The sequence below is a fragment of the Micromonospora sp. NPDC047620 genome, from assembly GCF_043205005.1.
In the GTDB taxonomy this organism is placed as follows: Bacteria; Actinomycetota; Actinomycetes; order Mycobacteriales; family Micromonosporaceae; genus Micromonospora.
In genome coordinates, this window is record NZ_JBIDDG010000026.1 from 1 (window position 1) to 23,560 (window position 23,560).

Sequence of the window (23,560 nt, forward strand, 5' to 3'; positions counted from 1 at the left end):
CTGGCAGGGTTGCAGGCCGGGGCGGACGCCGCCGGGAGAATCGTCTGGACGGTGAGTGTCGACTCCACGATCAGCCGCGCCCACCAGCACGCCGCGGGCGCCCGCCGGGACGGTCACCTGCAGAAGGAACCGCCGGGTGGCGTTGCTACCGAGCCCGACGATCACGGGCTGGGCCGATCGAGGGGCGGATTCACCACCAAGACGCACCTGGCCTGTGAGCAGGGCCGCAAGACCCTCGCCGTGGTGATCACCGGTGGGCAGCGCGCAGACAGCCCGCAGTTCATCACCGTCCTGGAACGGATCAAGGTGTACCGGGTCGGCGGCGGCCGGCCCCGCACTCGTCCCGACCTGGTCCTGGCCGACAAGGCGTACACCAGCCGCGGCAACCGTGGGTATGCCCGCCGCCGAAAGATCCGGGTCTGCATCCCGAGCAAGGCCGACCAGGACGCCCACCGCAAGGCCAAGGGATCCAAAGGCGGACGGCCGCCCGCCTTCGACCCGGCCGACTACCGATTGCGGCATGCCGTGGAGTGCGGCATCAACCAGCTCAAGCAGCACCGGGCCATGGCCACCCGCTACGACAAACTCGCCGTCCGCTTCGAAGCCACCGTCACCATCGCCATCATCAACCAGTGGCTCCGAGCCTTATGAAACACGGGCTAGGGCCCCCGGAAGGTACGGTGGCCTGATCGCGTCAGGCCATTGGGAGCGATAACGGACCGCCATCATGCCTCAGGCAGCGGATCGGGCTCGCCACCGAGGCCCTTCAGCCCGTCCCGAATTTTCACCGACTTTTCAAGCTCGCCTTTGTGGGCATCGGGCCACTTGGCGGCCAACCCCCGGCGAATGGTGACGGCTTCCTCGCTGGCTGCCAGCCCGTCCTCGTAGCGGCCCAGACCAGCCAACCCGATCGAGAGGTTGTGCAACGCGCTGGCCAGGTTGGGCAGGAACGTGTCCGGGCGTGCTCGGGTCAACTTTCGGAAGACCTCGACGGCTTCCTCGCTGGCTGCCAGCCCGTCCTCGTAGCGGCCCAGACCAGCCAACCGGTTCGAGAGGTTGTGCAACGCGCTGGCCAGGTTGGGCAGGAACGTGTCCGGGCGTGCTTGGGCCAACTTTCGGCAGACCTCGACGGTTTCCTCGCTGGCTGCCAGCCCGTCCTCCCGCCGACCCAGGTCTCCCAACTGGACCGAGAGGTTGTTCATCGCGCTGGCCAGGTTGGGCAGGAACGTGTCCGGGCGTGCTTGGGTCAACTTTCGGTAGACCTCGACGGCTTCCTCGCTGGCTGCCAGCCCTTCCTCGTAGCGGCCCACGTCTCTCAACCGGACCGAGAGGTTGTTCATCGCGTTGGCCAGGTTGGGCAGGAGCGCCTCCGGGCGTGCTTGGGCCAACTTTCGGAAGACCTCGACGGCTTCCTCGATAGCGGCCAGCCCGTCCTCGTAGCGGCCCACGTCTCCCAACCGGACCGAGAGGTTGTTCAACGCGCTGGCCAGGTCGGGCAGGAACGCGTCCGGGCGTGCTTGGGCCAACTTTCGGAAGACCTCGACGGCTTCCTCGCTGGCTGCCAGCCCGTCCTCCCGCCGACCCAGGTCTCCCAACTGGATCGAGAGGTTGTGCAACGTGCTGGCCAGGTCGGGCAGGAACGCGTCCGGGCGTGTTTGGGCCAACTCCCGCCAGGCCTCGACGGCTACCTCGATAGCGGCCAGCCCGTCCTCGTAGCGGCCCACGTCTCCCAACTGGACCGAGAGATTGATCATCGCGCTGGCCAGGTTGGGCAGGAATGTGCGCGGGCGTGCTCGGGCCAACTCCAGGTAGACCTTGACGGACCCATCGATGGCTGCCAGCCCTTCCTCGTAGCGGCTCAGGTCCCTCAACCGGAGCGAGAGGTTGTTCATCGACATGGCCAGGTCGGGCAGGAACGTGTCCGGGCGTGCTTGGGCCAACTCTCGGTAGACCTCGACGGCTTCCTCGATAGCGGCCAGCCCGTCCTCGTAGCGGCCCACGTCTGCCAACCGGACCGAGAGGTTGTTCAACGCGGTGGCCAGGTCGGGCAGGAACGTGTCCGGGTCGTGCGCGGTGAGTCGGCGGTGTTCATCGGTGAGGCGTTGGGACAGCTCAGCGGCCCACTCGGCGAGATTGTGACTGCTCTGCGGGGCACGGTCGGCCATGGTGTTCAAGAGGCCAAGTGGAGTTTCCGGTGCGGCGGTGAGGCACTGCAGCGCGGCGATGAGTGGACTGGGCGCCTCGACCTGCGTGGCGATTTCGATGGCCGGCACGGCGAGCTGGTCGCGGTGGCGTACGCACAGCGCCGTCAGCTGCGGACCCAAACGACCCCCGCCAGCGTGATGTGCAGCGCGAGCGTAGACGGTGAGTAGTTGCTCTACCTGGCCCGCAGTCGCCGTCGCCACCAGCGGATCGACCAGCTCAGGCGTGTCGGCGAGGCGGGTGCCGACGAACCGCTCGGCGAGCCGGTCGGGTTGCAGAGCGCCCCACGGGCGGGCGTCGGCGGCCGGGTACAGGTGGGTAATCCAGGCCCGTACCGCGTTGCGCCGATCCCGGGATTGATCGGCCAGCGCGGGTAGGCCACGCAGCAGCGTGTCCGCAGCGTCGCGGTTGTCGGCCCCGAGCATCATCGCGGCGGCCATGGCGTCGAGCAGCGCCGATTCGGTGAGGGCGGGCCACAGCCCGCGGGCCACGGCGGAGTCGCGCCAGTAGCGGCGTTCATGACGCAGCAGTCGATCCTCCACCGTCACCGGGTGAAACTCGCCCGCCGTCGCGGGTGCGGGAACGGCGGCATCGAGCAAATCGGCCAGCGCTTTCATCTGCACCGCCAGAGCCGACACCGGCCCGGGGTCGGACGCCGCCGCGGCTAGCCGGTCGGCGATCAGCTCCCAGTGAAAGCCGCCGTTCGCGGGCATGCCGGCCAAGGCTCGAGACAAGTGAGTGAGGGCTTGTCGGTAGGCGTCGACCCGGCCGCCCGAATCAGGCTCCAACGGAGGCAAGGGCACGGCGGGCGCGCCGTCGAGCAGCGCTTCGGTGTGCGGGTCGGTCGCCTGTAGTTGCTGCCACCAGTCCCCGGCAGTGCGGGCCAACAGCAGCATCCGCACCGGCGTGGCCCCGCTGTGGCGGGCGCAGGCGTGGAGCGCCGCTACGACTTGCTCGGCGCGGGTTTCCGCATAGTCCACGATCACCAGCAGCGGCACCGCTGCGTCGGCCAGCACCGCCAGCGCGTCGGCCGGAACATGGCCGCGCAGCCATAACCACGCCCAACGCTGCTCGCCGAACCGGCCGGCCAGCTCCTGCGCCAGCCGGGTCTTACCCTGCCCGGCCGGCCCGTGCAGCAGCCACGCCGCGAATCCCAGACCTTGGCCCCATGCCTGCAACTCCTGCAGCAGGTGTTCCCTGCCACGGAACCCGACGACCTGCTGCCGCGCGCGCAGCAGCCCGGCCACCGAGCGGCCCACCGGCGGCTCATCCTCGGTGAGCTCCCGCATCTCCACCGGATCCAGCAGCATGCTGCCACCGCCGTACTCGGCCAGCACCCGCCGAAACTCCGGGTCGTGCTGCAGCACGTATGCCGGCACCGCCTCCAAGTAGCCGTGGCGCCCGCCGACCGGGTCGACGGCGACCACCCCGGTCAGCAAATCGCCGCAGAACAAGCCCGCGCCGGACAGACCCGCCCACGGCGAGGTCTGGTTGGCCGTGGCGGGCGGATAACCGGTGACGGCCATGACATAGCGGTCGCCGATGTACCGGTTTCCCGGGTTCACCGTGCCTGACGGCTGCCAGGTATCCGCGGCACGCTCGGGCCGCTGCACCCACGCCGGGAACCCCCACGTCTGGCAGGCGATGCCCGGCCGGTTCGTGACCAGGCGCCCCCACCGCGGGACGCCCCCTGCCGGCGGCTGCCACGCCGGATCCTCTACCAATACCAACGCCGCGTCGTCACGGCCGCCCGGACTGCCCCGCCACACCACCCGCCCAGTGGCCGTGGCCGCCGCACCGACCCTGAACAGCGTCACCGCCGTCTGCACCGCCGACGTGGCGTGCGCCGAGGTGAGTACCAACCGCGGCGCGATCACATACCCCGACCCACGCCCGGCCGGCGACTCCACCCGCACCACCCGATCTGGCTGCACTGTCCGTTTACCACCCGCTCGGCGCGGTCACCGGCCGATACGCTCGGAAACGTCACCCGGCCCGGCCGGCCTTGACCCCGGCGCGTCGGCGATCAGCAGATCCGTACCGTCGGGCTGCTTCGGCGTCAGCGTCACCTTCACCCGATGGATGGAGCCCCGCGTCACCCCGGCCTGCACCTCCGCCGACGCCAGCACCCACGCCTTAAATCCGGCCTTGGCCTTCACATCGGCGCGTAACTCCACCGCAAACTCCATCTCGATCGGCCCCACCACAAAACCGACCTCGTGGTCAGCGCCGCGACGAGCAGCCTCCAGCAACTCCTCACGCACCACCGCCACCGCGTCCGCCAACTCGATCTCCACTACGCACCCCCAGGGCATCGACGTACACCTGCCGACAGTTACCGCCCACACCTACCGGATAAGCACAACAGCGGCAATCCCGAGCGGCCACAAGGCGGTTTCATGAGCCGGTCGCCGCACGATGTGCCGAGACACCACCATCGTCCAGGCCGCCGTCAACGTGTTGTCCTTGACCCGCTGCACTAACCCAAATACCCGCCGCAGCTACGCCGGGTCCTCGACCGGCTGCTCGCCGCACTCGACGCTGACCGAATCCTGGCCACTGGACAGCGACGATCCGGCCGACCTACTCGAACGACTGCGGGACAGCAGGCGCTGACGACCTGGAACCGCAACCACGCCGCAGTAGCCGGCGGGCCGTCCCGGTGCACCCGCAACCAGCTCCCCGCGCCAGCCCTGCCCACCCGCTGCCAGCGGCACCGCGAACCCGCAACCACCGCTCGTCCAGCTCAGCGATCGAACGAGCGCTGTCCCGTCGCGACAACCGCCGTACCGATATTCCTCTAACCCAGGTCCCCGACAGCCCTATGGCTCCGGAATCACAGGCAGTATGCGCCGAGCCAGCGGACCAGGTAGGCACGCAGGCCGGTCAGGTCGGTGCCGCCCGCGCGGTAGCCGATGTGCCCGTCGGGCCGGATCAGGTAGCTGGCGTGGGCATCCGGACCGACCCCGAGCCGGCGCAGCACCTCCGCACCGGCTCGCGGCGCCACACCGTCCAGGCCGGCCAGCTGGTGTGCGGTGAGCTGGCCACGACGGCGTCGGGTCAGGTCGGCGATCTCGCGGGCGGGCCATCCCTGCGGTGGGCCGCAGAGCAGCAGGTGCCAGCCGGGCGCGGCGGTGAGCCGGTGCAGCGAGCCGCCGTCGGCCGGTGGGACATCCGGCAGCCGGTCGCCGGCCCGTGGACCGGTCCGCGGCGCGTGTGGGCCTTCCGTGGACAGTGGGCTGCGTCGGTAGCGGATGGCGAGCTGGGCGACGGTGCGGAACGCGGTGGCCCGCACGAACCGGGGCGCGAGAACCGCCGGCAGCAGGGCGGGAGCAATCCGGGTGCGCGAGAAGCGGACCAGCGGGTTGGTGGAGGTGGCAACGGTGAAGGCCCGGTCGCTGAACCGCAACACCATCCGGCCGACCGGGGCCCGTTCCGCCTGGTAGCTGTCCAGCAGAGCCGGGTCGGCGTCGGCGTGCAGGGCCCGGGCGAGTTTCCAGCCAAGGTTCACCGCGTCCTGGATGCCGGTGTTCATGCCCTGCGCGCCGGCCGGGCTGTGGATGTGCGCGGCGTCGCCAGCCAGGAACACCGGTCCGGCCCGGTAGGCGGTGGCGGCCCGGTGGTGCAGCCGGAAGTTCGTCGCCCACACCGGGTCGTGCAGCCGCAGCGCCCCGTCCGCGTACGCGTCGGCCAGCGCCTGCACCCCGGCGAGGTGGACCGGCGCGCCGGGCGGGGTGGGATCGTCGGCCGGGCGCATGGCCAACAGCCGCCAGGTGGCCGGGCGGCCGAGGGGGAAGAGGAACAGCATCCCCCGCCCGGCGAGGAAGGCGTGCGCCGCGCCCGGTTGCACGCCGTCGATCTCCAGGTCGGCCAGCACGAAGGTCTGCGGGTAGGCGCCGCCCTCGAAGCCGATCCCGGCGAACTGCCGCACCGCGCTGTGCGCGCCGTCGCAGCCCACCACGTACCGGGCAGACACGTGCTGCACCCGGCCATCGCGGTCGCGCAGCGTCGCGATCGCCGCCCGGTCGGTGCGCTCCAGGCCGACCAGCTCGACGCCGCGTTCGACGGTCACCCCGACCGCCACGAGGCGCTCGCCGAGCAGCCGTTCGGTCTCCGCCTGCGACAGGAACAGCAGGTACGGGTACGCCGTGTCGGACAGGCCCAGGTCGAACAACGGCACCGACCGCTGCCACCGCCCCGCGTGCAGAGTCAACCGGACCGCCCGGTTGCCGGCCGCCACCATCTCTTCGGTCACCCCGAGACCGGCGAGGACCTCCAACGTACGGGGCTGGACGGCCAACGCCCGCGACTCGTGCACCCGGTCGAGGGCGCGGTCCACCAGGCGCACTCGCACGCCGTACCGGGCGAACTGCCCGGCCATGGTGAGACCGGTCGGCCCCGCGCCGACCACCAGCACCTCCACCTCGGAGCCCACAGCGCCCGTCATCGGCAGCCCCCTGGTTCGCGGCGCGGATCGCGCCTGCCCTCAGGGTCACGGTAGCCCCAGACATGCAGCTGTCGTCCCCATAAAACCTCGACTGCCCGGATGCCTGGCTCGACAACGACCTCCACTCAGACGCCCACTGCAGCCCCGCACCCCCGCTCAACCTCCTCGCCGCAGCCGCGTTCCGGGCCGGACTACCACTGGACGCCGACGAACTACGCAGCGACGCCCTCGTCATCAAGGCACGGCCAGTCACCACAGCCGGATGAACGCGTCGATCCCAGACAAAGGTGTCAGTCACTGCTATGAAGACCGCGAGTCGCAAGGCGTCCGACGCTGCTGTGAGCGGGCGCCGCAGCCGGCGCCGTCGTCAGGCAGGCGCTCGGGCCGCGCCCGGCGCCAGGGACGAGAGCGGGGCCGGCCCGATGGGACCGGCCCCGCTCCGGGCTTCCCCCGTTGACCCCCTCGATCAGCGGGTGCGCTCGACCACCGTCAGGGTGAAGTCGTCGTACGACGCCGCGTGGGTCTTGTCGCCGCCGTAGACCGCCCGCACCTGGTGGGCGCCGGGGTTGGGCAGCATGCGGACGGTGCAGGAGGCGACGCCCTTCTTGACCGGGGCCTCGCAGAGCACATCCTCACCGACCATGAACTGCACCGGACCGGTCGCCGTGGTCGGCGTAACCGCTGCGGTCAGTTTCAGGGTCCGGCCCCAGGTGGCCGTCACGTCGTTGGCCCGGACCGAGGTCGGCGTGAGTTCCACGGTCGGGGCCGCGGTGACGGTGACCACCCGGCTGGCGACCGCCTGGTTGCCGTTGGTGTCGGAGACCAGGTAGGAAAGCGCGTAGCTGCCCGGGGTGGTGGTGTCGACGGTGCCGACCACCTGGATCCGGTCGGTGACGTCGCCGTCGGTGTTGTCCACTGCGGTGACCCCGGCCAGCGGATCGAAGGCCTGACCCTGCTCGACCGAGGTCGAGGCCGGGACGGTCAGCACCGGCGCGGTGACGTCCGTGCCGGCCGCAGTGGCGACGAAGATGCCCCCGAACTGGTCAACCGAGCCCACCTGGTCGCCGTCGCCGGTGCGGCTGGTGGTGGTCCAGGCGTAGAGCTCGCCCTCGGTCAGGCCGCTCCACTGCACGGTGGCCGGCCAGCCCGACTTGGCCGTCGCCTCACCGATCACGGTGTCGGTCGGCGTGACCAGAACGAGACCGTCGGTGCTGAAGCTGGTCTTCCGCGACGACAGGTCGATCGGCAGCACCATGTTGTCCTCGGCGCCGTTGTAGCGCTTGCGGTCGTCGTACTCGGTGGCACCGAAGTTGTCGAACATCGGCGAGTAGGTGTCGATGCTCATCTGGGCCCGGTCGACGTCGATCTGCAGCAGCCGCAGGAAGCTGGCGCCGAACTGCAGCAGGTCGCCCTTCTTGTGGTCGACGATGCCGTCGCCGTTGAGGTCGAGGTTGCCATTGGCGTCGACCTTCTCCGGCCACAGCTCGCCCGCGGTCATCTTGTAGAACTGGTAGTCCGCGAGCAACTCGACCACGTTGTGCTCGATGGTGACGCCGACCCCGGTCTTGAGGTTCGTGCCGACGCCGTGCTCGTGACCGGCGAGGACCAGGAACACGTTCGGGTTGGATCGGACGATGCTCGAGAAGGCCCGGGAGCCGTCGGTGGAGAAGTTGGCGCCACGGCCGTCCGGCGCACCCGACGGGGCGATGTAGGCGTGCGTCAGCAGGATGCCGTTGCGGTCGTGGTAGCGCTGGAAGATCGAGCTGGCCCAGTCGGCCTCGGCCTGGGTGACGCCGTAGGAGAGGCCCACCGCCACGAAGTCCAGGCCGCCCGCGGAGAAGAGGACGTAGTTGTTGTGGTTGTCCTTACCGCGGGTGACCACGGCGCCGGAGGCGTCGGTGGTCTCGTCCCAGGCGTGGTACGACGCCTTGTACTCGGCCGGCCACAGCTTGGATCCCTCGTAGTAGCGCTCCGGGCCGTAGTACTGGTTGAACCGGGAGTTCGGGCCGGTCTCGGCACCGCCCTGGTTGTCGTGGTTGCCCGCGACGATCTGGTTGACCAGTCCGGCCGCATCCAGGTTGCGCTGGGCCTCGGCGGTGAACTGGAACTCCTTGGTCACCTGCTCGTTCAGGCCGGGGCGGAGCAGGTTGCCGTTGGCATCGGTGGCCAGCGGGTTGGTGTAGTAGTTCTCGGTGATGTCACCGGTGTGCGCGGTGTAGGCGATCTTCCGCTTGGCGGCGTTGTCGGCCAGCCACTGGGTGGTGTCCTGGTAGGACTTCGCCCAGAGCGCCTGCTCCTCCATGGCCATCTTGTCGGTCGGTTCGTCGATGCCGTCGAAGTCGTCGTACGTGCCACCGACCGCGCCCTCGGCGAGGTACTGCGTGTCGGTGAAGTGGGCCAGCGAGAAGTCGTACTTCGACGGGTCCTCGAAGTGGTCCCGGTTGGCCGGGTCGCCAGCGGTGGCGTCGCGCGGCGCCAGGTCGTCGGCGAACGGGTCCTGGCCGGTGACCAGGACGTGGACCACGCCGCTGTCGACCAGCTCCGGCCGGACGACGGCCTTCAGCGTGGTCTCACCCTCGGCCTGGCCACGGGCGGTGGCGAGCTCGGTCCACGCCTGGGTGGTGCTGTTCCACGCGTGCAGCGAGACCGCGCGCTCGGGGTCGACCACACCGTTCCACAGGATCTGGCGGCGCTCGGCCGACACCGGCACCTGGACGTCGAACCGTTGGATCGGGATGTTGCCCGTGGACGGGCTGTTCGCCATCTTGCCGTCGGGACGCGGGCTTGCGCCGATCTGGCCGCCCTCGGTGTAGGAGAAGTCCAGCGCGGACGGCATCACCGGGATGACGCCCTGGAAGCCGCCCACTGGCAGGCTCGGGGTGGCCTGCTTGAAGGTGGTGGTCACCTCGCCCCCGTTGGGGTTGGTGGCGATCGCCGAGAGGGTCACCCGGCCGCTGCCCTGGCCGACGTCGGTGCCGCCCGTCGTCGGGATGGCGTCGGAGGTGAACGTGACCGTCTTGCTGACGGACTTGCCGAACACGTCGGTCGCCGAGATCGCCAGGGTGTGGTTGCCGGACTTCATGCCGGCGCCGATCTCCTGGCCGACCTGGACGGGCTCGCCGTCGAGCAGGTAGCGCCAGCCGGTCGCGTTGCCCTGGTTGGTCACACTCACCTGGAGCTCGGTCGGACGGCTCAGGTGGTCGCCCTCCCCGGGACGGGTCGAGGTGATCGCGACGCCCGCGTTCCGGACGTCGCCGAGGGCGGCGATGTTGAGCGCCTTCACCTCGTCGAAGGTGAGGGCCCGGGAGTAGATGCGGGCGTTGCGCACCGTCGCCGGCGCCCAGAACTGGTTGACCGCGTCGGCGCCGACGTAGAAGGAGTTGCGGGCGGCGCCGCCGGGCAGGCCGAGCGGTGCCGGCGCAGCGACGGACGCGGCCAGCTCGCCGTCGACGTACAGGCGGGCGGTGGCACCATCCCACGCGCCGACGGCGTGATACCAGCGGCCGGAGGAGATCTGGACCTGGGCGTTGCGGTAGGCGCCACCCGCGTGTACGGCGAAGGTCAGCTTGTCGCCGTAGACGACGATCGAGTAGCCACCCACCTCCTTCTCGGAGCAGACCGAGTGCTCACCGGAGTTGGGCAGGGTGCCGTTGTCCTTGAAGGTGCACTCGATCGAGACCTGGTTGCGGATCTTCTCCCACTGCGTGTCGCCCATCGCGTAGGCGTAGGCGTCGTTGGCGCCGTCGAAGGTCGCGACTGACGCCTTCACCGCGGTGTCCTGGGCGATCACCGGCTCGCCGACGGTGGTGACGGCGAGGTTCTGGGCGTCGTCCTTCGGCGTGCCGTCGTCGAAGTCCACGTCGAGGATGTCGGCGGTCGGGACCGGCCCCTTGAGGTCGTAGGCCGACGCCAGCTCGGCCGCCTGGGCGGCGGTCAGCGCCCGGCTCCAGAGCTTGCTGCCCGCGAAGGAGGCCGGCGGGGCGACCTGCCCGATGCCGGAGGGCGCCGCGTCGGCGCCGATCACGAATCGGCGCGCGGTGGACGTCGGCGGGGTGAGCGCACCGGTGGCTGCGGTCGAGCCGGCCAGCTGGCCGTTGAGGTAGAGGCTCAGGGTCTGGCCGTCCCAGACCGAGACGGCGTGGTACCAGCGGTTGCCGCTGATCGGGGTCAGCACCGACTTGTAGCCGCCGCCGATGTGGGCCATCGTGCCGAGGTTGCCGCCGTTGACGTAGACCGAGAAGCCGCCGCCCTCCTTGTCGGAGCAGAGGTCCTTCTCGCCGCTCACCGGCATGGTGGTGTCGACCCGGAAGACGCACTCGATGGCGAAGCCGGTGGAGAACCTGCTCCACTGGTCGGTGAAGTCGAAGGAGACCGCGTCGTCGACCCCGTCCACCTTGAGGAGGTCGTGACCGAACGCCGCGTCGGTGGCGTAGCTGGGAGCGCCCCAGGTGGTGGGGGTGAGGCCCTGGGCCCGATCGGTGGTGGCGCCGCCGGTGAAGGCGACGTCGAGCACGTCGGCAGCCGGAGCCGTGGCAGCCGCGGTGTTGCCTGAGCTCAGAGCGGCCTGGGCGGGCAACATCAGGGCGCCGCCGGCCATCGCGAGCCCGAGGGCGGCCGCGCTCAGGCGGCGCCACCTCCGGGCGAACGGATGGAGTCGTGTCGTCACGACATCTCCTTCTTTGGGTTTCCGTGGTGTCGGGTGAGTAGCTGATTGGAAATCCGGTGGAGTAGGTCAGGTGCCGGGTAGGCCGGCTACGGCGGAGGCGGTGATGCCGACGCCGATGAGGGTGATCCCGCAGGCGGCCAGCACCGGGGCTACCCGTGTGGCCAGCTGCAGGAGGGCGTGGGACGCGGCGGCGCGTCCCACGAGGGCGCGGCCGGTGAGAGCCATGAGGCCGACGGTGAAGAGCACCGCGGCGAGCCCGAGGCCGAAGCAGACCACGAGAACGAGAGCGAACCCGACCCGCCCGGCGAAGATGCCGGTCACCAGCACGAGGAAGGCCGCCGGCGATGGCGTCAGGCCGCCGGACATGCCGAGGAGGAACAGACCCGGGCGGGACGGGCTGGTGTGGCCATGTCCGTGGTCGTGGCTGTGGGTGTGGCTGTGGGCATGACCGCGCCGACGCAGGTGGCGGCGCAGCAGCCAGAGCCCGACGGCGAGGACGGTCAGGCCCGCCGCCAGCTGCAGTCCGGTGGTCAGTCGATCGAGGCTGACCAGGTCGGAGAGGGAGAAGAAGGTCCAGGCGACCGCGATGGCCAGCACCGAGACGGTGTGCATCGCGGCCACCGAGAAGCCCAGCCAGGCGGCATCGCGGATCCGGCCCCGGGAGCCGATCAGGTACGCCGCCGCGAGACTCTTGCCGTGGCCGGGTGCGAGTCCGTGCGCCGCCCCGGCCACGAAGGCGATCACCAGGGCCACCGGCACGAACCCCGGCGACTGCACCGTCCCGATCAGTCGATCGCCGAGTTCAGCGGCTCCGAAGAGGTCGATATCGAGGATGGCCGTGGGGCTGGCGCCGAGGGGTGCCGCTGCGGCGCCGAGGCTGGTGGCGACGTGCATGGTTCAGGCCTTTCGTCCGCGCCGGCGGTGCCAGAAGATTCCGGCTGCGACGGCGGCCAGCAGGGCGCCCCCGACGATCGAGAGTTGCAGCGCGTTCCGGCCCGAGGACACTGCGGCCAGGGTCCGGGTGGACCCGGGGCGGGAACCGGTGCCCGTGCCGGCGCTGATGGTCCAGTCCGCCGACTCGTGCGTGGCGTCGTACACCGCCTTCTGCCCCTCGGGGCCTCTGGCGAGCGTCCGGTAGGCCTCGTGCAGGTCGGTGAGCATCCGGGACGTCACGGTCACTGTGCTCACGGGTTCGGGGCAGGTGAACAGCACCTCGGCGCCGCCGGCGGTCAGGTCGTCGGCCACGCTGGCCTCGCCCTCGCAGGGCCGCCCGTCCTGGGTCACGGTGATGCGCTCGGTCAGGTACCGGGTGAACTCGGGAGCCTCAGCGATCGCCTCAGCGTCGGAGGCCTCGTAGCTCACCGCACCGTCCAGCATCACCCGGTCCTGCGGAAGCACGCCGAGGGCGATGCCGAGCAGGGTCAGGTCATCGGTTCCGCCGACGAGCCAGCGGACCCGCACACCGTGATCGCCCTCGCCCGCGACCTTGATCTGCTGTGGGGCACCGAAGGGATGCGCCGAGGCCGCGTCCGGGACCAGCACCCCCATCAGCACCAGTGCGAGTACGCCCCCGGAGCACCAGGCATGGCGTAGGGCACGGCACAGGGCAGACACAACAGACTCTCATTCGCTCGGAGATCGGGCGCAGACGCGATGAATGTTCCGGCCGCAGGTGACCAGCAAGATCACGACAACCGAGCGAACTCTTACGGAGAGATTGCCGGATAAAAAATCTGTTGAGCCCTTGTCATCGTGGATACCGGACGCCTCTGGCCAGTCCCGACCGGCGCTGGTCGCGCCGGCGACCGTCCTGGGTGGGGCGTGCGCTCAACCTACCTGCGCGACCCCGAAGGCAACCTGGTCGAGGCGCAGACCTGGACGGCCTCCTGAGGGTGCGGCCGGCACCGTCGCACGGATCCGGCCGCACCCCGCGGTTACTCCCGTCCGTGGCGGCGTCAGCTTCCGCTGCGGTACGGGCCGTCCACGTAGACGAGCGCGTCACCGACCGCCCGCTCGGTCGAACCGCTCGGCCGGTTGACCAGGGCACCCTCGACGGCCATCGCGGTGGATCCACCGCCGTCGAGGTTGACCGCGTCGAACATGCCGAGCGCCTGGGCGACGGCGGCCGTCTCGTCCATGGTGGTGCCGACGCTGGTGGTCTGGCGGCCGTCGATCGTCGCGAGCACGATCTTCCCGTCCCGCGTGGTGCCGGCGATGGTACGCGGATTGCGGGCGAAGAAGCTGCCGGAGCCGGCCGGTACGACGATCTGGCCGTCCGCCGTCAACGGGTAGCGCCCGTTCACCCCGAACAGCCCGGGCCGCACGGGAAGTTCCTCACCGTCCTGGTCGGTCAGGGTCGAGGTGGTGCTCACGCACCCCTGCTCAACCACGTCCAGCAGGGCCACGGTGTCCCGCCCGGTGGCCTGTAGCGAGGTCTGCCCGGCGGTCAGTGTGGTGCCCCGGGTGGTCGAGGTACGCACCACGCAGCCGAGCCGGTCGAGCACGACCTCCACGCCGGCACCCGACGGGGTGGCCGCGGCGAACTCGGGGCTGAACTCGGCGACGTCGCCGGGGAGGGTGCACTGCGTCTGGTCGGTGAGGGTGGCGCATCCGGCCGGCACGACCGGCGGGTGGTTGATGAACTCCAGCGGCAGGCTGGCCTCGGTCTGCCGGTTTCGTACGCTGCCCGACCAGGTCAGCTTTCCGGTCAGGGCCCGGTTGCTGTTGGCGTCGACGACGAAGTTGACCTCGGCCGCGTCGCGGGTGGGTTCGCTGAGCAGCTGCCCGCCGAACAGTCCCAGCCCGACCGGGTCGCCGGGGTGGAGCCGGCTGGCGGTGAAGGTGAAGAAGGACGCGTTGACCCCGGCCAGGGCGCCGGAGGCGCGGACCAGGTCGCTGGTCTTCTCGACCTGGCCCAGGTCCGGGCCGTACGTCGCCCGCAGATGCCCCCGGGCCTGGCTCGGCTCGATGGTGAGCACGTTGACCACCCACGGACCGCGCGTGGTGGTGTTGATCTGGTCGGCCAGTGCCGGCTCGCTGCCCCGCTCGATCCGGGTGAGGGTGACGCCCTCGGCCAGGGTACGGCTGGTGCGTACCTCTGTCAGGTCGGCGTCGCCGAGCGGGAGGGTGCCGGTGGCGGCCTCGGCGCGGGCCCCCGGAACGACACCGAGCGCCGCCGCGGCCAGCGCGGCTGCCGCGATCGCCCCGGCCCGGCGGAAGCGGGACAGGTCAGGAGTGGAAACAGTCATGCCGGTGACCTTGGTGCCCCCACAGAACCAGGCGACCGACTCCACCTGACACCGAGTCGAATTGTTAGGCAAAGGAAGGCTATGTCAACCAAGATTGACATGCCCTCCTTGTCAATGTAGGTTGACAGGCGCGGCGACGGCGGACGGTCCCGACGCGGGGATGGCGTTTCCTGCAAACCATCGCGACCCGCTGGGCGCCGGTAATGACGAGGTAAGCCGTGCCGGGCGGCCTGCTCTGCCAGGGCGTAGCCGATGCCGGCGGATCCGCCGGTGACCAGCGCCAGCTGTCGTCGGCTGTTCATGATGCTCCTTTCGGAGTGTGGTGGCGCCACGAGCCGCGTGGCTGAAACTCGAGCTCGGTGCGGGCCCGGTGGTGGACAGCAGCGCTCCGTGGCCGGGGATGCTGCCGCGACGCGGCGTGTACCGCATCGCGGTGATGTCCTCGCTGGGGCAGGGCATCACGGTGTGGTCCGCGGCGATTCCGCGCCACGATCGACGGCAGGCCGTCGATCGTGGCGGGCGCATTGTCGATGCCGGAGACGTCTGCCTGCGGCCAACAAACGCCTCGACGGCGTGCTGGCCGACCTGGCGCTTGACGCTGGTTACCGCAACCGGCAACGGGACGAACTCGCGCGGCGTCCGCGTCGGCGAACACGTCGGCATGCTCGCTGCCATGCGGCGCAAACGATCCCGCTCCTACATCCAACTCGGCTTCACCATGGCCGAAAGCAGCGGCGGTTGATGGAAACTGTGCCAGTCAGCCGAGCCCGGCCCGGTCGAGGCGATCCAGCAGGCTTGGCTTACGGGCATGCCGTTCCCGCAGCTGCCGCACGCGCCGATGGAACGCCTCCATGTCGCCGTCCCGTTCGGCCAGCGCCTTCAGGTCGGACAGCAGTGCGACGGCGGCGTTGTACTCCTTCGGCTTCTTTGTCTCGATCATCCCGGCTACCCGCTGCCGTCGACGTGGTGTCGAACGTTGCAGGCCGATCATTTGCTCGCGTTGGTAAAAACGCCTTCCCCGGTTTGCACGGCCGAGCCCGCACGCCCTTGCAGTCGGTACGGCCGTCTTCAAGAGCGTGCTGCCGCCGTCGGGCGCACCAGCGGCAGGGGCTTTGGCCGTAGACCGCGCCCCGGTCGGAGCGTGGAGACAGTCCGACCGGGGGCCACCGATTATGGAAGCGGATCGCCCGAGCGTGAGCCTGCCTAGCTGGTTACGGCTCCGATCACGGACTCGTCAGACCATGACCGGCCCGGTGCGGGGCGGAGGACCGCATGCCGTAGCACCCGGCGCATCATCGCGGGCCGCATGAGCGCCTGAGGGGGATCGATCAGACCCGCCACACGCATGAACCCCTTCGTCACTTCTGGGTCCTGGGTGGCGGCGTATTGAAGGCGGGCCATGTAGCCGTTACCGATCCGCACCTTGAGGGTGCGCTTGCCCTCCACGCCCGGGAAGTCGAGGTCACCGCCCGCGGAGATGTCCCACGGGGTGTCGATGACCCTGGACAGATCAGCGAAGAAGCGCTGCGGTGTGGGCGCATGCCCCTCACGCAGATGCTGCCGCAGCGTCATCGCCTCGATCGCGGCGACGCTCATGCCTTGGCCGTAGACGGGGTTGAAGCTGCAGAAGGCGTCGCCGATGACCAGGTACCGGTCGGGGAGGCGCAGCAGTCGCTCGTACCGCCGTCGGACACTGGCGGGGAAGCGGAAGGAGACAGGGTCATCGAGCGCCTCGGCGTCGCGAACCGCGTGATAGACGTCGGGCACCGGCAGGGAACGAACGAATTCGAGGAACGCCCCGGGGTCGGTGGGCGGGTAGTCCCCGAGCACTCCGGTCAGCGAGAGAATGCAGACGTCCCGGCCGACCTGGCCGAAGAAGGCCCCTCGCGGGTGGCCCGGGGAAGCGACCGGGTTGATCGACTGCACGCCGTCGAACATCTCGGGACGGGTGCGGTAGTGCCGGGTCGTGTATGCGAGCCCGACCTTGACCCGTTCCTCCTCCGGCCGCTGGTATCCCAGATCCTCGAGCCAGGCGGGCGTACGGGAGCCTCGGCCGGTTGCGTCGACAACCAGATCGGCATCCAGCACCTCGACGTCGGCGTTTCCGGTCCGCCGCTGCACCCGTACCCCGACGATCTGCTCCCGATCGTCGGTGGCGACAGGGCCGAGCACGTCACACTCCTGTATGAAGGTGACGTTCGGCAGGGCCGCGACCCGGTTGCGGACGTGGTTCTCGAGGACTGGACGGGGGGCGGTCACCGAGATGAGCCCGGTGTGGGCGGGCTGTATCTTCCGGCCGTTAAAGAACCACCGCATCTCCCCCAGATCGCCGGTGGGCACCCCGCTGGCGCGCAGTTCGTCGGTGATCCCGGGGAACAGTTCCTCGAGGATGAGGTGTCCCCGTGCGTGCAGGCCGTGCGCGTGGACCGTGTGGGGCGCACCTTTGCGAGGCGTGCTGATGCCCAGCACCTTGTCGCGCTCCACGACGACGACGTCCGCGTAGGATTCGGCCAGGACCCTGGCCGCTAGGATGCCGCCCATGCTTCCGCCGAGCACGACGGCACGGGCTCCGATATGGCTCATCGATGTTTACCTTCCTGATGGGAAACCGGGACCGATCGGCCTGCCGCGGTGCGACGTCAGCCTGGAGGCACCTTTCGATGGCGGTCGGTCGGCCGAGGACCGGCCGGGGTTCTCGAAGGGTTGAAACCGGCCTGAGCGTCGTTTACGGGGCTACCGCCAGGGTTGTCACCGACGGCTGCCGTAGCATCTCCCCGCGTGCGATGCCGGCGTCGTGCATCGACATGAGTCCGCTCCGATGCGGCAGGGCCCGCGAACGGACGGTGCGACGCGGTGGGAAGCAGGACGCCTCGGCGGGCGCGGGCGAGAGAGATCATCTCGACGGGGAATCAGCGAAGATCGCGGGGCTGTCCCAGGCGATGGAGCTGAGGAGGGCGACCAGCGCCGCCACGGTGAGGGCGGCGCCGGCGTAGATCCGTCCCGTGCCGTCGTCAGTCGCTGGCAGCGACGGGCTGCCGCCAGGACATCACGCCGGCCTTGCCGGCGCAGGAGCACCGCATGGCGGCCCGCTCCACCGGGTTCGGGCGCAGGTGCAGGTACATGGCGATCAGCATCGGGAGGAAGACCACCGAGTTGTAGAACAGATGCAGCTCCACCCGGGGCACGATCAGCTGGAGCAGGCTGGTCGGCTCGGCCGCGCCCGGCAGCCGGAAGGCGCTGTGGGCCTGCACGAGCAGCAGCGCGTGCTCGATGTGGTGCCAGAACTGCAGGGCCAGGGCCACCATCCACCAGGCCCGGGAGCGGCCGGTGAACCCGGACCGCAACAGGAACAGGCCGATCAGCATCACGATGGCGTAGCCGTAGTGCATCCACTCGGAACTGACCAGCCAGGGAAATGGCATCCCCAGCACGCCACGCGCCTCCGGCCGCGGCCAGCCGAGCACCCAGATCTGGTACGCCTGCACCAGGTGCTCCGCCCAGTGCGCGACGACCACCGCCATGTACAGGGTGAGCGCCGTGCGGTGGAACCTGCCGTTGAGTGGTGCACGTGAGCCGGGAACAGCCTTGTCCGCAGCGATTGCCATGAGTCCTCCTACCGCGACACCGAGAGGTGTTGAGGCGACCCTAGACAAAACCGTGACGGAGGGTAACTTCTAATGTGCTCTGGTCGGGGCGGGTGCGACGGCTCGTCAGCCCAGACCGTTCAGGCGGACGCTGAGACCCTTTCCTTCGAATTCCTCGCACACGAACGCTGGCTGGCGAGGCTTGCTCAGCGCGGGGTCGTACCGGTAGCCGATCTCGGCGAAATCGAGAAGGTCATCCGGATTCTCGACGCGGGCTGTCAGAAGCCATCGAGCAAAGGCGCCTCGCGCGATCTTGGCATGCACCACCACGAAACGGGGCTCTCCCGTCTTCGGCTGCACTGTCATGAAGCGGGGACTGATGAACCGGTCCGAGTCGAGGAACGTCGTGACGGTCTTGTTGTACTCCACTGCGGCGAGATTGACGATGGTGCCCCTAGACGGCAGGCGCCGGGCGATGGAGTCGCCCCAGAATTCGTACAGGTTGGAGTAGGGCGGGTCGGGCAGCCGATAGCCCATCTCGAGTCGGTACGGCTGAACCGCGTCGTGAGGACGCAGGATCCCGTACAGGCCCGAAAGGATCCGCAGTCGGTCGTGTGCATACGCGCGGTCGGCCGCCGAGAAGTCACACGCGCGCAGCCCGCTGTAGATGTCGCCCGCGAAGCTGTCGATTGCCGGAGACTGCCGCTCCGGCTCGACGCCCCAGCTCGCGAGGAGCGCGTGGGTCTTCTCGGCCAGCGCTGGCGAGATTTCCATGACGGCCGCCAACTGCTCCACCGACAGGGTCTGAAGGTAGGCCGCCAGTTCCTCGGCCCTGCCGCGCAGTGCCGGCTCGGTCAGTGTGGCGTCGCCGCGGGGCGCCGACCGCATGACCTTGGAGGTGTGGATGAGGACGATCATCACTTGTCGATCGACTTGATGAGTTCCTTGATGACGCGCTTCAGCTCGGTCTTCTTGGCTCGCGCGTCCTTCATGTCCTGGAAGTAGGCCATTCGGCGACCGTCCGTGTAATTGCCCTCCAGCAGCTTGCTGTCGATGTCCACCACCAGCGGGTTGTGGAACACCAAGTGGACGTGCTCCTTGGCCCACAGGTTGAACGTCGCCAGGTACTCACCCTTGTAGGAGAACGACGGCGCCTTCCACTTGACTTGCTCGGTGATCTTCGGATTGATGGCCTTGATGCTCTCGCGGAGCATCTCGACCTCCACCTTGAAGGGGTGGTCGAGTTTGTCCATGAACGCGTCAACCTCGTCAGTCTTGTTGACGGTGTTGTCGACCTTGCCCATTTCGCCTCCGCACCGAGATCGATACCCCTGGCGAGCATACCGAAGTCAGGCGTGGGTTCACGGTGACAAGCTTGGCCCGGACTTCCGAGCGGATGGTGGTGCGACCGCCGCCGCACCACCACCCGGTGGGCGAACGGCTAACCCGCCGCCCGCTGGACGAAACCCTCCAGCGTGGTGACGATCTCGGACCTGTTCTCGCGGTGGCGCAGGCAGTACCTGGTCGGGTACCAGCCGGCCGTCTGCCACGCCTGCGGCTGCTTGATCGGGAAGCAGCCGTCCGACACGGCGCCCGAAGCGAGTTTCTGGTACCAGTCCTGGGTGACCATGGGCTCGTAGAACGTCAGGCGTCCCGCGTAGGAGCCGTAGATGAAGGTGTGCGTGAAGGGCTGGCCGTTCAGCTCAGGCCCGGTCAGGTCGATCAGGTGGTTGCCCATGCCCGGCTCGACGGCCCCGAAGTCGCTGTAGTCGGCAGGCATGTACTTCCCGGGGACAGGCTGGCGACCCACCTCCCAGTCGTCGCAGTTGACGAGCATCCCGCACGGCCCCGGGCGAATGGCCAAACGCTCCTCGTTGGAGTTCATGTAGAAGTGCACGTCGAAGTGAGGGCGGTCGTAGATGTGCTCGGGCAGATGGCCGGCCGGGTTCCAGTTCATCAGGACGTACTGGAACGGTGTGTCCACCCGCGCGCGGAACTCATCGCTGAGCCGCAGCGGATACTCGTATCCGCCCGTGCACTCCGTGTGCTGGTCGGTCACGCCGTCGCCGTTGACGTCGTAGCACCACAGGCCCGCCGTCGGCGGGTGGCTCGGCAGACCGTCGAGCGCGTTCACGCCCATGACCAGGCCGATGGTGTGCGGCACGCCGTTGCGGGACTGCGAGAACGCGCGGATCGTGCCGTCGCCCATTCTCGTGGACTGCCCGTAGGAGGCGCAGACCCCGAGGTACGAGGCGGTGCGGCGGACGAGGATGTCGGCGGCCTTCTTCGGCACCGTGGCGTTGAACTCGATGCCACTCTTCACGGTCGGTGCTACACAGACCGCCACCCGCGGGCCGCGGGCCGAGACGGGATTCGGGGTGAGGGCGACGACGAGTACGAGCGCAGCCAGCGCGGCCGCCGCCACGGCGACGGTGCGGATTTTTCGACGGGGCATGACGCCTTCCTTCTTGGGAGATGAGGGACCAGGGACGCCCGGTTGCGGTCGGGCGCTGCGCGGACCATCGACGGTCGGCGCGACGGGTTCACTGAACGGTCTGTCCGGCCTCCGGGGGCATGCCGGGATGCCCCGCGCCGGTGGGCGGCACGGCCCGGAGCCGGACGACGAGGAGCGCCGCGACCGCGAGGAAGAGGACGAGGTTGATCAGGCTGGCGCCGTGCAGCGCCTGCGTGAACGCCTCCCGGGCGGAGTCGAGCAGCTCCGCCGCGACAGGTTGCGGCAGGGTGTCCGCGACGGCCGCGGCGCCGACGATGCTCTCCCCCGCCGCCGTGGCGGCCTCGGGCGGCACGGCCGACGGCACCTCGACCGCGGAGCCGTAGACGGCGCCGGCGACGCTGCCGAGGATCGCGACGCCGAGCGCCACCCCGAGTTCCCCGCCGGTGGAGGACAACGAGCCGGCGGCTCCCGCCTTCTCCGGTGGTGTCGCGCCCATCAGCACGGCATTGGCCAGCGTGGCGCTCGGGCTGCCGCCCACGTACATGATGACCAGGCCGACGATCAGGGTCGCCAGGCCGCCGGAGACGCTGACCTGGGTGATGACCAGCGCGCCGACCGCCGCGAGGACCATTCCGGCCGCGAGGACGTAGGCCGGCCGCACGGTACGGGCGACGGCCGGTCCGATGTTGCCGCCGACGATCATCGCGCCGGCCGGAATCAGCATCCAGAGGGCGACCTTGAGTGGAGACATTCCCTCCACCAGCTGCATGTAGAGGGTCGACACGAGGCCGGCCCCCGCGGTGATGAAGCCGAACGCGAGGCCGAGCAGCACGATCGTGCTCACGACCGGGTTGCGGAAGAGCCCGAGGTCCAGCATCGGGTGGGTGAGATGCCGCTGGCGGGCGACGAACATCAGCGCGAAGGCGAGCCCGACGATGACGGCGCCGATGGGCGTCGGCTGCCAACCGGCCCGTGCGATCTCCTTGAGCCCGTAGACGACCGGCAGGAGCGCGGTGAGCGAGAGCACCGCGCTGAGCGGATCGAGCCGCCCGGGGTGCGGGTTGCGGGCGCCCGGCAGCAGCCCTGGTCCGACTATCAGCAGCAGCGCCATGACGGGAACGCCCATCAGGAAGATCGAGCCCCACCAGAACGAGTCGAGCAGGATGCCACCGACCACCGGGCCGAGGATCACGCCGAGCATGATGGAGGTGCCCCAGATGCCCATCGCGGCGCCCATCTGCATCGGATTCGGAAAGAGCTGACTGATCAGGGCGAGCACGGAGGGCATCACCGTCGCCGCCGCGATCCCGAGCAGGGCGCGGGAGACCAGGAGCATCTCGATCGAGGTCGAGTAGGCCGCGAGCAGTGATGCGACCATGAAGCCTGCGGCGCCACCGAGCAGCACGTTGCGGTGACCGGTCCGGTCGCCGAGGGTGCCCATGAGGACCAGGAAGCCGGCGATCATGAATCCGTAGATGTCGGTCACCCACAACTGCTGGGTGCTGTTGGCCCCGAGATCGGTGGCGAGCCGGGGCAGGGCGAGGATCAGGACGCTGATGTCCACCGTGGTGAGCAGGGTGGGTAGGCACAGCACGGCGAGCGCGAGCCATTCCCGGCGGCCCGCCCGGGGTCCCATGTCAACTGTCGTCACCTTGCGGTCCCTCCATCGATCGGTATCGCGTCTCGGACGTGGACGTGTACGTGCGGTCGGACGGATGACGTCGCTCCGTGCGGGGCGACCGGTAGCAGCACACCGCCGGTCAGGATGCGGTCCGCAGCGACCGGAAGAAGGTCCGGACGTCGCCGACCAGCAGCTCCGGCACCTCCATCGCCGGGAAGTGCCCGCCTCGGTCGAACTCGGTCCAGTGCGTGATGCTGGAGAAGTCCCGGTCGGCGAAGCGACGGATCGGGACGATGCAGTCCTCCGGGAACACGGCCACGCCGAGCGGAACCGTCAGCGGCTGCTCGCGGTAGCCGGCCAGCATGTCCCCGTTCGGGTCCTCGGTCGCCTTGCGCTGCTGCTCGGTGATCTCGCAGTACAACTGGGCCGACGATCCTGCCGTGTTGGTCAGCCAGTAGATCATCACGTTGGTCAGCAGCAGGTCACGGTCGATCACGTCGTCGGGCAGCTCGGCGTCGGTCCACTCCTTGAACCGCTCGACGATCCAGGCCAGTTGGCCGGCCGGCGAGTCGTTCAGGGCGTAGGAGACCGTCTGCGGACGGGTCGAGAGCAGCTTCCGGTATCCGGAGCCGTCGGCGTCGAAGCGCGCCAGCCGGCCCAGCCGGGCCATGTCCTGCTCGCTGAGGCCTTCCAGTTCTGCCGGATCACCGGAGGGGAACACGGTGAGCATGTTGCTGTGCACGCCGACGACGTGCTCGGGGTCGAGTCGACCCACCGCGAGGGAGATCGGTGAACCGAAGTCCCCGCCCTGGGCGCCGTAGCGCTCGTAGCCGAGGCGACGCATGAGCTCAACCCACGCCGCCGCGATGCGGTCGATGGTCCACCCGGCCGCGGGCAGCGGGCCGGAGAAGCCGAAGCCGGGAATCGATGGAATGACCAGGTGGAACGCGTCGGACCGGTCGCCGCCGTACGCGGCGGGATTGGTCAGCGGGCCCACCACGTCAAGGAACTCCGCCACCGACCCGGGCCACCCGTGGGTCATGATCAACGGCAGTGCGTCCGGCTCGGGCGAGCGTACGTGCATGAAGTGCACGGTGGTGCCGTCGATGGACGTGGTGAACTGCGGCAGGCGGTTGAGCCGCGATTCGGCCTGACGCCAGTCGTAGCTGGTCAGCCAGTGGGCGACCAGTTCCTTGAGGTATGCCAGCGGCACGCCGCGCGCCCAGCCCGTCTCCGGGAGGTCCGGCGACCATCGGGTCTGTGCCAGGCGACGACGCAGGTCGTCGAGTTCGGTCTGCCGGATGTTGATCTGGAATGGCTGCACTTGTCCCTCTCCT

17 protein-coding genes are annotated in these 23,560 nt (G+C 69.6%); 2 read left to right on the forward strand and 15 right to left on the reverse strand.

Annotated features, from left to right (window positions below; translation table 11 throughout):
* The coding region (locus ACGF5C_RS26260; protein ID WP_393305748.1) for an IS5 family transposase at positions 1–651 on the forward strand (651 nt) is incomplete at its 5' end.
* A 74-nt stretch (positions 652–725) separates the two neighbouring features.
* Here ACGF5C_RS26260 and ACGF5C_RS26265 read toward each other — a convergent pair.
* The 7 genes from ACGF5C_RS26265 to ACGF5C_RS26295 all read right to left on the reverse strand — a co-directional run bounded on the left by ACGF5C_RS26265 (position 726) and on the right by ACGF5C_RS26295 (position 14,515).
* Positions 726–4,121, reverse strand: coding sequence for a tetratricopeptide repeat protein (locus ACGF5C_RS26265; protein WP_393305750.1), 3,396 nt, complete (start codon positions 4,119–4,121; stop codon positions 726–728).
* A 42-nt stretch (positions 4,122–4,163) separates the two neighbouring features.
* Complete coding sequence (locus ACGF5C_RS26270) at positions 4,164–4,499, reverse strand: trypco2 family protein (protein WP_393305752.1); 336 nt, start codon at positions 4,497–4,499, stop codon at positions 4,164–4,166.
* A gap of 539 nt (positions 4,500–5,038) precedes the next feature.
* Positions 5,039–6,649 carry an FAD-dependent monooxygenase gene (locus ACGF5C_RS26275; RefSeq protein WP_393305754.1) on the reverse strand — a complete coding sequence of 537 codons (1,611 nt, stop codon included), beginning with the start codon at positions 6,647–6,649 and terminating at the stop codon, positions 5,039–5,041.
* A 466-nt stretch (positions 6,650–7,115) separates the two neighbouring features.
* Positions 7,116–11,315 carry a LamG-like jellyroll fold domain-containing protein gene (locus ACGF5C_RS26280; RefSeq protein WP_393305756.1) on the reverse strand — a complete coding sequence of 1,400 codons (4,200 nt, stop codon included), beginning with the start codon at positions 11,313–11,315 and terminating at the stop codon, positions 7,116–7,118.
* Positions 11,316–11,381: 66 nt separating this feature from the next.
* On the reverse strand, positions 11,382–12,209 hold the full coding sequence (locus tag ACGF5C_RS26285; protein WP_393305758.1) for a cobalt transporter: 828 nt from the start codon (positions 12,207–12,209) through the stop codon (positions 11,382–11,384).
* 3 nt (positions 12,210–12,212) lie between these two features.
* Positions 12,213–12,929, reverse strand: coding sequence for a hypothetical protein (locus ACGF5C_RS26290; RefSeq protein WP_393305760.1), 717 nt, complete (start codon positions 12,927–12,929; stop codon positions 12,213–12,215).
* Positions 12,930–13,270: 341 nt separating this feature from the next.
* Positions 13,271–14,515, reverse strand: a complete 1,245-nt coding sequence (locus ACGF5C_RS26295) for a phosphodiester glycosidase family protein (protein ID WP_393305872.1) — start codon at positions 14,513–14,515, stop codon at positions 13,271–13,273.
* 418 nt (positions 14,516–14,933) lie between these two features.
* Here ACGF5C_RS26295 and ACGF5C_RS26300 point away from each other — a divergent pair, with 418 nt between their 5' ends.
* Entirely contained in the window at positions 14,934–15,305 is a 372-nt protein-coding gene (locus ACGF5C_RS26300; RefSeq protein WP_393305762.1) for a hypothetical protein, read from the forward strand.
* Positions 15,306–15,320: 15 nt separating this feature from the next.
* On the opposite strand, the gene ACGF5C_RS26305 is transcribed toward ACGF5C_RS26300, so the two are convergent.
* The 8 genes from ACGF5C_RS26305 to ACGF5C_RS26340 all read right to left on the reverse strand — a co-directional run bounded on the left by ACGF5C_RS26305 (position 15,321) and on the right by ACGF5C_RS26340 (position 23,547).
* Positions 15,321–15,554: a hypothetical protein gene (locus ACGF5C_RS26305; protein WP_393305764.1), complete on the reverse strand. Its 234-nt coding sequence runs from the start codon at positions 15,552–15,554 to the stop codon at positions 15,321–15,323.
* A 212-nt stretch (positions 15,555–15,766) separates the two neighbouring features.
* On the reverse strand, positions 15,767–17,146 hold the full coding sequence (locus ACGF5C_RS26310; RefSeq protein WP_393305766.1) for an FAD-dependent oxidoreductase: 1,380 nt from the start codon (positions 17,144–17,146) through the stop codon (positions 15,767–15,769).
* Positions 17,147–17,574: 428 nt separating this feature from the next.
* Complete coding sequence (locus tag ACGF5C_RS26315) at positions 17,575–18,168, reverse strand: hypothetical protein (RefSeq protein WP_393305768.1); 594 nt, start codon at positions 18,166–18,168, stop codon at positions 17,575–17,577.
* Positions 18,169–18,273: 105 nt separating this feature from the next.
* A complete protein-coding gene (locus ACGF5C_RS26320; protein WP_393305770.1) occupies positions 18,274–19,065 on the reverse strand; it encodes a YaaA family protein in 792 nt (263 codons plus the stop codon).
* Positions 19,065–19,451 (reverse strand): DUF1801 domain-containing protein, encoded by a 387-nt coding sequence (locus ACGF5C_RS26325; protein ID WP_393305772.1) that lies wholly within the window; start codon positions 19,449–19,451, stop codon positions 19,065–19,067. The genes ACGF5C_RS26320 and ACGF5C_RS26325 overlap by 1 nt, the downstream gene beginning before the upstream one ends.
* Positions 19,452–19,588: 137 nt before the next feature.
* The gene (locus ACGF5C_RS26330) at positions 19,589–20,602 is read right to left on the reverse strand and encodes a hypothetical protein (RefSeq protein ID WP_393305774.1); all 1,014 of its coding nucleotides are present in this window, start codon (positions 20,600–20,602) and stop codon (positions 19,589–19,591) included.
* 88 nt (positions 20,603–20,690) lie between these two features.
* Positions 20,691–22,253 (reverse strand): MFS transporter, encoded by a 1,563-nt coding sequence (locus tag ACGF5C_RS26335; RefSeq protein ID WP_393305776.1) that lies wholly within the window; start codon positions 22,251–22,253, stop codon positions 20,691–20,693.
* A gap of 109 nt (positions 22,254–22,362) precedes the next feature.
* Complete coding sequence (locus ACGF5C_RS26340) at positions 22,363–23,547, reverse strand: epoxide hydrolase family protein (RefSeq protein ID WP_393305778.1); 1,185 nt, start codon at positions 23,545–23,547, stop codon at positions 22,363–22,365.
* Positions 23,548–23,560 lie beyond the last annotated feature (13 nt).